Below are 14,010 nucleotides of genomic sequence, written 5' to 3'. Positions count from 1 at the left end.
AAACCAATGTGACCAAAACTTTCCAAATAGTGAAATTGGAAGGTTATTTGGTATGCATAAATTTAGTATAACATGAAAGATTTAAAGATTTTATTGAAAGATATTGACAAACTATTAGCTGGTTTAGCTTAAGTGGAATTGTTCACATTTTATGTGTTAAACAGTATAAAGAAATAAAAGCTGCCAATTGGCAGCTATAGTTAAGTAGCGTAAATACTTTGAGATTTAAGAAATGAAATCAGCTTTTGGTTAGTATTTTCTGCCGAGTTTCCAATCCAAATTAAATGTCCCCATGAATCCACTAAATGTAACTCTGAATTGCCTATTTTTTCGAGAGCAGTCTGTGGATGTTCAAGTGGAATAAAACCGTCATTTTCACTATGCATAATAAGAGTTGGACTTTTGATAGACTCTAAATCTGAATCCTTCATTTCTTTAGATTGTTTTAGATCAATAAGGAAACCATGGCCAGAACGTTGACGAGCATTCATCTTCGTAAATTCTAACACATCACTAACTTCAGATTTCATTTTAAGCTCTTTTTTGTCAAGAGAACTAAATTGTGGAGCCATCATTTTAAACATAGCGTTCGGGAATAAATGGCTCAGTTTACTCAGTAGTCTCCATGTTAACCCTTCAATTGAAGGACGAAAAATGATATGGGCAGCTTTATACTCCAAGTCTTTATTTGTCAACCACTCCTTAGAGACTGCACTCTCTAAGATAAGACTTTTTACTCTTTCTGGATACAAAGACGCAAAACGTATTCCAGTTGGACCTCCAGCTGAAATTGCTATAACATGGACTTGATTTATTTGTAGATGTTTCAGTAAATCCCCATAATGTTCACAGGCCTTTGTTAAACTTTCCCCTACTTCTTTAGATGTACTTCCATATCCCGCTCTTGAAGGTGTTATTATGGAGTAACCATTATTTAGTAGTGATTTATATCCAAATTCTTCATTACAATTTGAGTGTCCACCGTGAAATATTAAAATTGGCTCTCCTTTACCGACCAATGAATATTCAATTGTTATTCCTTCTCTAGAATATTTTTTAATTGTTCGCTCCATACTATCAACTCCCATAGTGATATTAAAAGTTTCCTAACTAAATGTTTGGCGAAATCTAAAAATTCATTATTTAGATAGTGGATTGAGGATTAATTTAAGTTAAGCTATAGTGTATGTACTGGCAGTAAGTGACTTTGTATGTTCTTCTTCAAAATGAATTTTCGATACATTTCATTAAAGATTAAGAAACCTGATGTTTCTAAACTAGTAAGTAATGGGTTTGAGTCAATAATTAAGTCAGGTTTACTTTTTAAACTTATATATCGATGTATTTAAAGTGGTAAATTACGACGTTTAAACACTACAACAGCTGCTGAATAAGTAAAAAATCCAATTCCGAATAGAATAATCGAAGGAATGAATATCTCAGCATCACCGCTTGCTATTTCACTAGGATTGTATAATGAAAATGGTGTTAGGTTCCTCAACCATTCAAAATTCAAGCTAATTTTCCCTGCCATATCTAACCCAAAAAAAATAAAGGTTAAAGCACCAGCTATACCAAGCGATTTTTTCTCATCGTTACATAAAGATGAAATCAAAAAAGAATATCCGCCAACCACATAAAATAATAAAAATCCAACAAAGTTTATCTGGAAAAATGAATTAAATTCAAGCGAGTATTGTTTATCAATTAATGTTTCAGCAGCAACGATACCACCTAAGAATGTTAATAATACAATGAGTAGTAATCCACCAATCAATACTAATGCTTGAGTTAACGCTATTTGACTACGAGTAACTTTGGTAGAGAGTAAATAAGCCATAGACCCTTTATCAACAAGATGTGACAACAGTTGAGTTGCGGTAATTACACAAAAAACACTTAAGATAATTGGGAAAAACAGACTGAAATATTCAGCAGAAATAAATCCACCATAACTAATTAGCGAATCAAGTCCAAGTGCTTTCTTCATAGTTTCAGGAATTATATTTATTAAATCATTTATTGCCTCGGTATTATCTGCAAACATGGGATATAAAGATGTCATTAAAACTATATACAGTGCCGAACCGAACCCAAAACTAAGAAAGCTTTTCATATTAAGTTTTACCATATGATTGAATAAAGAAATATTCATTCTACAGGCTCCTTCGTGTATCATAGTAGTTCATAAAAACATCTTCTAAGCTTTGACTAACACTACTTATATTTTTAACATTATATTTAGACAATTCTTCTATTAGTTCATTGTAATCACCTTGGATTATTATGCGAACCACGTTGTCATTTGTGTTTTCAATGATTAAGTTAGATGCTTGGATTTTTTCCACATCATGTTTATTTGCAAGAGTAATATCATAAATTTTTCTTTGCATGAATTGCAAATCATGGATATTTTTAACTGTCACAATCCGGCCATCCTTTATAATTGCAGCTCTTTCACAAGTCCTTTCTATTTCTGAAAAACTGTGGGAAGAAATTAGAAATGTTTTTCCTTTTGCTTTTTCCTCCAATACAAGATCGATAAAAACCCTCTGCATTAATGGATCTAATCCTGACGTAGGTTCGTCTAATATATATACTTCAGGATTGTGCATGAATGTAACAACAATTCCTATCTTCTGTTTCATCCCTTTTGACATTTTACGAATCGGAGTTTTAGGCTCAAACTGAAGTCGTTCAATTAGTTCATTACGCCTTTTCTTATCCTTAAGGCCTTGCATACCTGCCATTAAATCAATAAATTCTATTCCATTCATTCCATCCATAAAAGAAATTTCTCCTGGTAAATAACCTATTTTTTCTCTTGCTTTCTCTTGTTGTTCCCAAGTGTTAAACCCTTGAATTAAAGCAATTCCTTTTTGCGGCTTCATGTAACCCATCAAATGACGAATCGTTGTGGATTTTCCTGCACCATTCGGTCCTAGAAATCCGAACACTTCTCCTTTTCCTACCTCGAAGGTTAAATCAAATATTCCCCTCCCGTTTGAAAATTGTTGGGTTAACCCTTGAAGTTGTATCATATAGCATCTCCCCTATAAATAAATTTAATAATGGATAGTATTAAATGAAATATGATAACGTTTTTGAAAATAAGTCTCAAAACTAAACTGTTTATATTTAGCTAACAGAACAAAGAATACTTTGAGAAGTATTTTAAATATACAAATTTAAAATAAAACCTGCCCTTTTTAAAGTCTATTAATGTACGACTTACCAGGTTTTTTAACATTGGAAATGCTCTGGGGACGATGACGTGTTTAGTCACTATCGCTATTATCAAAGTAATTGTGATTAACATTTAGTATGAAAAAGTAAACTACTGCAGAACTGAAAATAAATATTAGAAACTTTTTTATCTTTTTAGGTTCCATCAATAACTCCTCATTATAGAAAAATTGCATATTATTATTCATAGAAACTGGTATGGTATAGATTGATAAAATTAATCCGACAACTGCAAATATTCCGTATAGATGTAATACTGTTCTAATTGTTATACTTTTCTTTTTATATAAATCAGCATCTTGGGATATTTGGGTATTTGTGTTCAAACTGCATCCCCCTTTTTTTATTGTATAAGTAACTATACGACTTAACACAATAAAGGTTGCTTATTATTTCAATTCAAATGTCCTTTTAATGATTAATCCTTATACAACATACATATTTATTCTCATAAACAGGATTTATCGGTAGTTGATTATTTGCCAAACAACATCCTAAACAGCCACAACCAATTGGATAATTATTCTTTAAAATAGATTAATTCCATAAATATAAAAATTCCCTTCTTAAGCTAAACGCACTCAATAAACACTTACCATAACGTTCTGAGTTTGTGATTTTTTCACTTACGCTATCCTGCCATGTTTCTTCTCTAAGTTAGATTTTTATTGATTAAAGAAATGCTGCCACGTTTATTACGCAAGAAAAGGCTCTTCCTTTTAATTAAAGAAAAGCCACAATATATGCTTAAATTGTGTAAAAGAATGCACTATAGAGGAACTTAGAAGTCTTAAGGCCTATTGGTATATTTATCATTTTCTAATTATTACACTATCTTGCCACTTTTGATAAGAATACATAATGAGAGACATAACAGTCATTATTAAAAAAGACTCAAAACCATTCATATCTTGACGTTTAAATAAATGGAGTTTTCCATAAAAAGGTGTCACTACAAAACTTTGAAGCAGATCAAATAGCAAATTTACAATAAAATATAACCAAAACCTTGCGAAGGTAAAATGAAAAATCGTCTACACTTACTATTAATTAAAGTCTGTAAGTCTCCATTACACTCTTTTCAACAATTGGCTGAACAATGATTGTACCTAAAGAAATCATAATAATTGTTTGTGCTATTGTCATTTGTAAAATAGTTTTTCTTCCAAATAATCTTAATAATAAAATACCCATGCTTATTAAGATGGCAGACTTCCATATAAATAACATCTCCATCTATTATCCTAATATAATAAAATTCTCTGAAAGAGAAGAACTTCGATGTAGATGATGTACATTTCCTCATTTTTTAAAATTTTATACTACATTATAGGTTATTGAATTGTACTTAACAGTTTTAATGTCATGATATATTATACAATTTTGTTTATATTGGTTAATTTTGAAACCTAAGGTTAACTTGTGAATTAATTTTTTTGGTCAAAGATTTTGTTTATTAAATTTCAGAATAAACTTGTACCCTCTCTTTTAAACGAATATATTGTTTTTCATTAGTGTCTGTAAAAGCCTCATCTCGACTTGATTTGTGGTCCTGATAATGCAAAAAACTTTTTGAATTGTAAAGCTGTAAAATCAATCTAATTCCATCTATACTATTATAAAAATGCCATCTACCAGAAACCTTTGTTTTTAATATTTCTCCCCCAAACAAATCATTTACAACTAAAGCTGTAACGGCGTATTGTCCTTTTGCTGGATTTTTTTAAGTCCAATGGTTGCTTGTATCCATTGACCACGATTTAAATAAGAGGATTTTTCATTTTTTTCTTCATAACATTTCATTTTTATACTTTCTAATATAAAATGCAATTAATATTATACATAGAATTTCTATCTAAATTTCAGAATATCTGCTCTTTTAACAGCTACTTCTAAAGAACTTGACATCTCAAATTTTTAGCACAATATTTTTTTATGTTACAATAATGCCCATGGAGGTGTGCAAATGGGTGATTTAAAAATGTTTTCGTCCCAGTTTGATAGGTTTATAAATAATTTTAAGCACTTTAATTGGATCGATCTAGCAATAGCGCTATTAATATTTGTTATATTTTTAGGGTTTAGGAAGTTATTCACTAAGTATATTTATAAAATTATACTATCTCTTGTTTCAAAATTACCAATTGAAACAGTATCAAAAGTATTCGTGGCTTTTGAAAAGCCTTTTAGATGGTTTTGGGTGATTATTGGTACTTATTTATCATTAAGTTATTTGCCATTTACAAATACTTCAACGAATTTTTTCGGACAAATCTATCAATCTTTTCTGGTCATATTAATAGGATGGGGGTTCTTTAACTACTTTACAGACGAATCGAATCCTTTTGAGAAACTTGTTTCCAAAACAAAGATTGATTCGGACAGTATGCTAATACCTTTCTTAGCACGTATTATTCGTATGATTATTGTTATTTTTACAGCCGTTAGTATTCTAGGAATCTGGGATATTCAAATTGGTGCTTTTGTGGCAGGTCTTGGGGTAGCAGGTCTTGCTTTCTCATTAGCTGCTCAAGATACAGTAGCGAACTTTTTTGGAGGCGTTGTTATTATTACAGAGAAACCTTTTTCAAAAGGTGATTGGATAAAAACTCCTTCTGTTGAAGGAACTGTTGTGGATATTACATTCCGTAGTACGCAAATACGAACATTTGCAGATACGGTAGTGACGGTTCCGAATTCAAAGCTATCCAATGAACCTATCACCAACTTATCAAGAATGGGAAAACGACAAATTAATTTCGAACTAGGCTTATCCTATAATACAACCAATGAACAGATGAAAGCAGCATTAATTGATTTAGAAGAGCTGTTAAGAAACCACCCAGGTGTTCATCCTGATCTCATTCTTGTTAAGTTTACTGATTTCCGCGATTTTAGTTTAGGTGTTTTACTTTACTTTTTCACCAAAACAACCATGTATGATGAATACTTAAATGTAAAACAAGATATAAATTTGCGTATTATCGAGGTATTAGAAAGGCATGGTATTGAAATTGCTTTCCCTACTCAACAGATTTATGTAGCAGAGCATATTAAAGAAAATAAATCATTTTCTTCTGAAAATCACTAATATAAAAAACAGTTCTATCGGTGAAGTGCACCCCAATTGTTAGACAAAGGTCTAACAATTGGAGGTGTCTTTTTTATGGGCAAATTTTTGATAGAAGAAAAAATAGTGCCGTTTTGGAATATATAGATTGTGATGATGGCGTAAATATAATAGCGAGAAAAATTGGGGTTAACTATGCTCTTTTCCAAGATTAGATTAAACAATATAAGCTACATGGAGAAAAAGTCTTTGAAAAACACTATACAAACTACTTGTAACCACTAAAATAAAGTGAACAGTTTTTGCTCACTTCCAATGAACACTTTTCACCTAATAAATTCATTCCTGTAAAACTGGGTTTATCAGTTTGTAGGAGGAGCAAAATGGAGGAAAAGTTAATGATATATTTAGAGATTTCTTAAATTGCTAAAAGATTAAAGATTACCCGAACTACTGTGTATAAATATTTGGAAATGACTTTCGAAGAAGCTGTAAATGAAGTTGATATTGGGGAACGAAAAAAGATATTGGATCCCTATCGGGATTGGATTGTCAATTGGCTGAAGGAATATCCCTCCCTCAGTGGAGCTCAGATTTTTGATTGGCTACAGGAAAGGTTTCCAAATATTAAAATCGGAGAATGCACAGTGCGACGCTATGTAAATGAAGTAAGAGAACTGTATCAAATCGAAAAGAAAGAGGAATCACGTGAATATGAGTCTGTCGATGAATTTCGATGAATTACCACCAGGAAAACAGCTGCAGGTGGATTGGGGACAATCCGTTCAAAAGGATATGAATGGAATGGAAGTACGCCTCTATTTCATTGCATTCTTATTAGCACATTCCCGACATAAATATATGTGCTGGTTCAACAGACCCTTCACCACCGAGGAAACCATGCGATGTCATGAACTAGCTTTTCACTATTATGGTGGTGTCCCTGAAGAAGTTGTATATGATCAGGACAAATTGATTGCAGTAAGTGAGAATGCAGGAGATCTAATCTTGACTAAAGGATTCCAAAAATATATTCAGCAAAGAAAGTTTCGAGGTGCATAATACAACTAAAAAGAGACCTTACGAAGTGTTTCTCCTGGAAAAGCAACACTTGCGAAAGATCTCTAACCCGCTTTCTTATGAAAGCAACTATACTGAAATTATACAAGGAATGTCCGTAAGGACAATACGGTGCACTTAAATCTTACCTTCTAAAGAGGCAATATTAGAAGGAGCTAATCCACTTGCAGTCTGTACTGCCATCTCTCTTACCTCTATTGTTGCTTATTTTTAAAAGATCCCCTTTTATCTACTGACATACCTGTAACAATCGAAGTTTTGGATAATTCGTTTCTTTCCCACAACCTGATAAAAGGGGTATAAAACTTAGCAGTATAAACCATTTTAACCACTTCATAAAATTTATCTCCTATATAATTTGCTTTGCCTATTTTATCTTGTGACTTATAAGTAAAAATTATCCAAGGAATACAGTGAGAAATTATGAATTAAATGAGTTAATAATAAAATATAAAATAATTTCTAATATTAATGTCCATCTATAAAACAACAAAACTAAGTGAACGTCCTTTTATTTTTTCTCCGAATATTTTCAGATTAAATAAATTTTTTAAAAAAATATTTTTATTTGACAGCAAGCAACTTAACGCTAGTAATCAGAAGGGCTCATGTCAGTTTTTCAACCTCACCCTTTACAGAAATAATTGCAAAAGAACAACAAATTTATTTGACAGATATAGTTTTTTTCGAGATAATCGGAAGCATAAAATTTTTGGAGGGGTTGCGTGAATATAATTGAAAAGCTAATTACAGGTGGAAACACATTACTTTGGGGATATGTGCTTATTGCTGTTTTGTTATTATTAGGTATTTATTTCACCATTGGTTCAAAATTTGCACAAGTTAGGTATCTTAGGGAAATGTTCCGACTATTGAGAGTGAAAGAGAAAAATCCAGAAAACACCAGTAAAAAACAAATATCTTCTCTACAAGCATTTTTCGTAGGGGCAGGTACTCGAATTGGTACAGGCAATCTTGCAGGAGTAGCTATTGCCTTAGCAATTGGAGGACCTGGAGCAGTATTTTGGATGTGGATGGTTGCCATCCTAGGGAGTGCAAGTTCATTTGTTGAAAACACATTAGCTCAAATTTATAAAGCAAAAGATAACGGACAATTTAAAGGCGGTCCTGCCTACTATATGAAAAAACAGCTAAATAAAAAATGGATGAGTTTCATTTTTGCTGTAATGATGATCCTGTCATATGGTACCACCTTTAATGCCGTTCAAAGTAATACTATAGCCGTTGCTTTAGAAAATTCGTTTGGTATCAGCCCAGTTATTGCTGGCATTGCACTAGTAATTCTTACTAGCTTAGTTGTATTCGGCGGTATAAAAAGAATTGCTGATATTTCTTCTATTATTGTCCCTTTTATGGCCTTTGGCTATATTCTTCTCGCTGTCTTTGTAGTAATTACAAATATTACAGAGATACCACAAGTTTTATCATTAATCTTTAAAAGTGCCTTTGGAATGGAGCAAGTCGTTGGTGGAGGTATAGCGGCAGCTATTATGAACGGAGTAAAAAGAGGACTTTTCTCCAATGGAGCTGGAATTGGAGGAGATCCAATTGCCGCTGCTACAGCATCTGTCTCTCATCCAGCTAAACAAGGTTTTATTCAAGCTTTAGGTGTATTTTTTGATACTTTGCTTGTTTGTTCTGCTACAGCTTTTATCATTCTTACATCAGATGCCTATGGGTCCGGACTAACTGGTATTGAATTATCACAAGCAGCAATGGTTGAACACTTTGGAACATGGGGAGGCATCTTTTTAGGAATAGCGATTTTTCTATTCGCCTTCACCTCCATTATTGGCTGTTATTATTATGGGGAAGCAAACTTGCCGTTTATCAGTAAAAGCAAAACCTTTTTAAACTTCTATCGTATACTGGCACTCGGAATGGTTATGTTTGGTGCAGTAGCTAACCTGCAAATCGTTTGGGATTTAGCAGACCTTACAATGGCAATTATGGCACTAGTTAATCTGGTTGCAATCGCTATTCTCGGTCCTATTGCTTTTAAAGCGCTGGACCATTATATGAAACAGCGCAGACTGGGGAAAGAGCCCGTTTTTTATCGGGATGATATTAAGGGTTTAAAGGGTGTAGAAGCTTGGCCAATTAGAAAGAAAAAAACAATGAATAATGTGGTTTAATTCGTTCCATAGAAACAAGTAGTTAGAAAAATCAAACGAATATTCCGGTTATATGCGCACAAAAAATGATCTCTATAAATGATTAGAGATCATTATTTATATCAACGTGGTATTAACAGTTATTTTACTGTGAAAAATACATAATCGGCGTTGGACATATATCAGAATTTTTTTACTAGTAAGTGTACTCATTCCATTAATCCCCTTTTAAACCAAAAAACAAATCGTTTAACTATATATAGAATAATAATATTGCTAATTACACCTATAAAAAAGTTCCAATTTCTATATTCAATTAAAGAGCTGAAAGTACTAATAGCATATGTAAAAATAGAAATTAAGATGGAAAAAATTATTATTTTTACTATTATAATTCTTTCTCTATTTAAATTTGATATAGATCGGATAAATAATACTGCGAATGTAGGATAAACAATATAGTGAAGAGTAAAGCTCATTTTTGTTGCTTTACTAAATTCTCTCCATGGGAATTCTAAGAATCCCATCATTAATTGAAAATATTCATATATCCAGGCTATTGTTGATGTAAATAAAAAAGTAACTAGGTACATTCTTATGTTTTTTTGGGGAATGAAAATGACTAATATTAGAAATGAAACTAACCAAGAAATACTTAAAATGATTGGTTCAATTTTCATGTTCTCTCACCACAATAAGTCCTTTCTTGCACCACCTGTAAAACAAATCGTTAATGAATAAAGAGATGATAACTGTTATAAAAGTCCAATACCACTTCCATTCATGATACGTTACTAAGGTTGTGGTTCTTTCTAATACCACTTCAAACATAGTAAAAAAACCTGAAACCCCTACATAATAAAGAAGAACCAAATACCAATATTTTCTTTTTGGAAAGTATAAGCTAAACATGATTGCTACAATTGGAAAGAAGAAGAACTCAAAAGAGAAACTAGTTTTATTATAATTATTTGCATCAGGAAGTAACTGAGTAGGATATTCAATCCAACCCATTTCAACAGCAATTAAGCCTGCTGGCCAAGTAATAACTTGAAGAAATAAAAATAATATCCAGGCATCTCTTTTTTTATTTTTTGGAATGAATTTGATTAAGACTAATAGACAAACAATTGAAAATATAACAAGGAACCATCTCTCAAAAATCATCATATTATCCCCTTTTTACCTGTATTACCTTATATTATGTGTATAAATAGATATTTTAGTCATATAGGCGGATATAGGAAATAACTATTTATATATTTTATGGACAACTAACAAAAATATGTAACGTAACTAAGTTGTAACAAATTATCTTGTACATCATACTCTTCCATAAAGAAGAGAACGATAGGGTCTCCAGAGTTTCCGTATCATAACGATGTATAACGTGCCAAGGTCTCTGACTCCAGAGAGGTTTTATTCTTCTTGCCTTGAACAAAGGATAAAATGTTGCTTTCTGCACGAAGGTAAGGCAGCAGCCCTCTCGGTTAACAAACGGTTATGGAGCTCAATCCCTTCAACCATATGGCTTTCGGCCCTCTGTCGGGTAGAAAACTAGCGCGCGCAATCAAATATTATTCACGTTTGCGTTGCCGACTAATTCCATTCTTATTTTTGTCCGTTTATCTTTCCAAATCATTTTTAGAAATGTTAAGTTCTTCTAAATCCTCTCTAAAAATTAGAACTATTATCTTTAAAGATTTCTTTTTATTATAAAGTCCAGTTTAGAAGATCAGTTCCTCTTCCAATAGATAGGAAGTTGGATTTTAAATAGAATATTCTCATAATGTTTTCCCTACACTATTCGACATTTTTTCACATCTTTTTCGTGCTATTTTACTCTTCCATATAATGAATATTTAAATTATAGAAAATTCAAATAAGAAAAACTCGTTTATTTTTACATAAAGCTTTATATGTACAAAAATAAAGGAGTTATTTTAATTGTTTAGGGCTGTAAATATTTATGTGATTTAAGCAGCAAGGTTTACTACGGCTGCTTAATTTACATTCAAAGCTTTTTTAATATCTTCTTTCAATAATGACCATATCCCTAGCATTCCTCATCATTATGTGATTTACTCTTTATTCTCTCCATTTTTGCATAGCTACTACTCTTATAACAAAACAGCATCAGAAGAAATTTGGAAGGAACCACCGTCTATCTTGTCTAAAATTTCTGTTACATTACTTGTGTACACAACAGCTAAATGAATTTGTTTCATTTTCTCTTCCTTTAAAATTATCATTGCAATATGCGGTTAAGTATATCTCATATATTTCATAAAACAAATGTTACTTTCAAACTCCCATATTAGAATGGAGTCATCTTTCAACTAAAAAACTGTATCCATCCTCTTTTCTTCTGCTGCAACTATTGAAAACTCACTTGCCAAAAGAGGCATGATTAACCTAATGTCCTTTAGTAGCTTTTACGCTTTTCAGCAACCTTAAATATTATATCCACGTTCTTTTTTCTATAAAAAAAACTCTAGAACTATTTATATTACTGGATTTCACTCAGGTAAGTCACCAATTTTATGTTCTCTCAGACGAAATTAGAATTTTTTCATGACTAATCATCCATTTAACTTCCTTTAAATCGCTTCTAGAAGCATTGTTTAAATACAATAAATAAGTAACATTCTTAATTAAATAACCTAAATATTTCCATCTAACCGCGTATAAATCATATTATATGCGATTGGAAAGAAACTTATAGTATAATAGAGTTAAAATAGATTAAAATGATTACATTTTATAGGTCTAATAAAAGAAGCGTTCTTTTATCAGAAATCTGAATTATATGGGAGGATGCCCTTGAAAAGCCAAAACGAGGAAAAAATGAATATAGAAGAAAAACTTCTTTCTACCTATGAAGATGAATTAGATATATTTCGGGCATATCTAGAAGACTTAGGATACTCTCCCTTAACAATCCGGGTATACTTGCACGATACCAAATTGTTTCTAACTCATCTATATGAACAGAATTCAGACATGGTTGGTTTAAATACTGTATCAAAACAAGATATTGCGGGATATTTAAGAAAGCAGCATCGTAATGCTGCAAAGTCCACTCGGAACCGTCGTTTGATGACTCTACGTACTCTTTATAAATCTTTAATAAAATCGGAATTACTTATTTCTAACCCTGCGCAAGATGTGGATATGGCAAGACAAGAAAAAGGAAGGCTTCCAACTTACCTCAATGACGAAGAACTGAGGCTATTCTTTTCAACTATACCTCCTAACGATTACTATATCCGTAACAAATGTATGTTGATGTTAATGGGCTTGGCTGGATTGCGAGTAGTTGAAGTTCATAATCTAAACATTTCAGATATTATCAGGGATAGAGAAGATCCAGGCATTGAGGTGTCCGGAAAAGGAAACAAGGCACGGTATATTCCCCTTCCTAAACCTTTGTTTGAATTATTATTACAGTATGAGCGAAGTCTTCGCCCGATGCCAAAACCAACTCATGCTAATGCGTTCTTCCTTTCTAAAAGAGGAACCCGAATTTCGAGGAGAAGAATACAGGAGGTAACTGAAGATGCTTTTGAACAACTAAAGAAGTTGCCTGGCTATCAGTATTTACAACAGAAGAAATTATCAGCTCATAAATTAAGGCACACTTTCGGAACTGGAATGGTGCGAGAAGGAACGGACCTAGTGACAATTCAACAACTCATGGGTCATACAAATTTAAATACGACACAAATATATACTCATGTCAGCAACGAACAAAAACAGAAAGCGATGCGTAACAAAGACGTGTCTCGTTATTTTTCATAAAATAAACAAATTCTAAACAGCTCGATTTTTCATCGGGCTGTTTTATCAAGTGATTTCACTCTTAAATTGTCATGTTTTCCTATAGATAAAAATACAGTTTATCACTTATATACCAAGGGTTTAAGTACAATCCAAACCCAAAAATTAGAATTCCCAGAGGGAATTAACTTTTATACTATGTATAATTGGACACCTAATTTTGTTTAAATTGGATTCTCCGACGTCATTTTCGACTAGTTATATTAGTTTCTCTTATGTTATTTTGCTTTAAGGCAACCCATTAACTAAATTAATTCTCTTCAATAATTTTCTCACTCCTGACATTATGTAACGATTTAAGCCATACTTCTAAATCCTTCTTTTTTTCGACAATAAAATGTTTCTTTCATGATTTCTATTTAAAATTGAACCTTGCAGTAAGTATTTTTATTTCTAATTACTTTTATTAATTTTTTATAATTCTATGGATGTGTAAAATTTAATTGTTTCGTTCTTATTACACTATAGCCCCCGATCGTAATATATGGTTAGCCAGATTTTTCTGGTTGACCTTTTTTTTTTAGTTTTATGATTACGGTAGTCGGGGTAGAACGGCGCCCCCGTGGGAATAAATCCCGTCAGCTAAACTGTTCACCCCCTACTTGTATAAACATGTTTCAGGCTGGTTGGGACAATGAT

9 protein-coding genes and 3 pseudogenes are annotated in these 14,010 nt (G+C 32.1%); 4 read left to right on the top strand and 8 right to left on the bottom strand.

The features are described from left to right. Window positions 1–200: 200 nt before the first annotated feature. The 6 genes and pseudogenes from EM808_RS28025 to EM808_RS29410 all read right to left on the bottom strand — a co-directional run bounded on the left by EM808_RS28025 (window position 201) and on the right by EM808_RS29410 (window position 4,996). Complete coding sequence (locus tag EM808_RS28025; RefSeq protein WP_127743050.1) at window positions 201–1,073, bottom strand: alpha/beta fold hydrolase; 873 nt, start codon at window positions 1,071–1,073, stop codon at window positions 201–203. Between the two features lie 272 nt (window positions 1,074–1,345). After that, window positions 1,346–2,155 (bottom strand): ABC transporter permease subunit, encoded by an 810-nt coding sequence (locus EM808_RS28020; RefSeq protein ID WP_164849824.1) that lies wholly within the window; start codon window positions 2,153–2,155, stop codon window positions 1,346–1,348. 1 nt (window position 2,156) lies between these two features. After that, entirely contained in the window at window positions 2,157–3,041 is an 885-nt protein-coding gene (locus tag EM808_RS28015; protein ID WP_127743046.1) for an ABC transporter ATP-binding protein, read from the bottom strand. A 237-nt stretch (window positions 3,042–3,278) separates the two neighbouring features. After that, complete coding sequence (locus EM808_RS28010) at window positions 3,279–3,572, bottom strand: hypothetical protein (RefSeq protein WP_127743044.1); 294 nt, start codon at window positions 3,570–3,572, stop codon at window positions 3,279–3,281. Window positions 3,573–4,311: 739 nt separating this feature from the next. Further along, window positions 4,312–4,476: pseudogene (locus tag EM808_RS28005) on the bottom strand (DUF421 domain-containing protein); the annotation flags it as partial. Window positions 4,477–4,702: 226 nt separating this feature from the next. Further along, window positions 4,703–4,996: pseudogene (locus tag EM808_RS29410) on the bottom strand (YunG family protein). A gap of 216 nt (window positions 4,997–5,212) precedes the next feature. On the opposite strand from EM808_RS29410, the gene EM808_RS27995 reads away from it, so the two are divergent. From EM808_RS27995 to EM808_RS27985, 3 genes and pseudogenes are all read left to right on the top strand, one after another. Then, window positions 5,213–6,337 carry a mechanosensitive ion channel family protein gene (locus tag EM808_RS27995; RefSeq protein WP_127743042.1) on the top strand — a complete coding sequence of 375 codons (1,125 nt, stop codon included), beginning with the start codon at window positions 5,213–5,215 and terminating at the stop codon, window positions 6,335–6,337. A gap of 401 nt (window positions 6,338–6,738) precedes the next feature. Further along, window positions 6,739–7,510: pseudogene (locus EM808_RS27990) on the top strand (transposase); the annotation flags it as partial. A 617-nt stretch (window positions 7,511–8,127) separates the two neighbouring features. Further along, window positions 8,128–9,552: an alanine/glycine:cation symporter family protein gene (locus EM808_RS27985; protein ID WP_396898755.1), complete on the top strand. Its 1,425-nt coding sequence runs from the start codon at window positions 8,128–8,130 to the stop codon at window positions 9,550–9,552. A 188-nt stretch (window positions 9,553–9,740) separates the two neighbouring features. Here the strand turns inward: EM808_RS27985 and EM808_RS29940 are convergent, their stop codons facing one another. Continuing rightward, a complete protein-coding gene (locus tag EM808_RS29940) occupies window positions 9,741–10,124 on the bottom strand; it encodes a CBO0543 family protein (protein ID WP_396898754.1) in 384 nt (127 codons plus the stop codon). A 76-nt stretch (window positions 10,125–10,200) separates the two neighbouring features. Continuing rightward, entirely contained in the window at window positions 10,201–10,698 is a 498-nt protein-coding gene (locus EM808_RS27980; protein WP_127743052.1) for a CBO0543 family protein, read from the bottom strand. A gap of 1,656 nt (window positions 10,699–12,354) precedes the next feature. Here EM808_RS27980 and EM808_RS27975 point away from each other — a divergent pair. Further along, the gene (locus EM808_RS27975) at window positions 12,355–13,332 is read left to right on the top strand and encodes a tyrosine-type recombinase/integrase (protein WP_164849823.1); all 978 of its coding nucleotides are present in this window, start codon (window positions 12,355–12,357) and stop codon (window positions 13,330–13,332) included. Window positions 13,333–14,010: the final 678 nt, after the last annotated feature.

The sequence above is a fragment of the Niallia taxi genome (assembly GCF_004005475.1).
GTDB lineage: Bacteria > Bacillota > Bacilli > Bacillales > Cytobacillaceae > Niallia > Niallia taxi.
This window is presented reverse-complemented; position numbering and strand designations above follow the sequence as displayed.

Excerpts from the sequence above, each read along its gene's own strand:
- EM808_RS29940 (WP_396898754.1), bottom strand. The coding sequence starts at position 10,124 with ATGTACCTAGTTACTTTTTTATTTACATCAACAATAGCCTGGATATAT.
- EM808_RS28020 (WP_164849824.1), bottom strand. The coding sequence starts at position 2,155 with ATGAATATTTCTTTATTCAATCATATGGTAAAACTTAATATGAAAAGC.
- EM808_RS27980 (WP_127743052.1), bottom strand. The coding sequence starts at position 10,698 with ATGATTTTTGAGAGATGGTTCCTTGTTATATTTTCAATTGTTTGTCTA.
- EM808_RS28015 (WP_127743046.1), bottom strand. The coding sequence starts at position 3,041 with ATGATACAACTTCAAGGGTTAACCCAACAATTTTCAAACGGGAGGGGA.
- EM808_RS27995 (WP_127743042.1), top strand. The coding sequence starts at position 5,213 with ATGGGTGATTTAAAAATGTTTTCGTCCCAGTTTGATAGGTTTATAAAT.
- EM808_RS28025 (WP_127743050.1), bottom strand. The coding sequence starts at position 1,073 with ATGGAGCGAACAATTAAAAAATATTCTAGAGAAGGAATAACAATTGAA.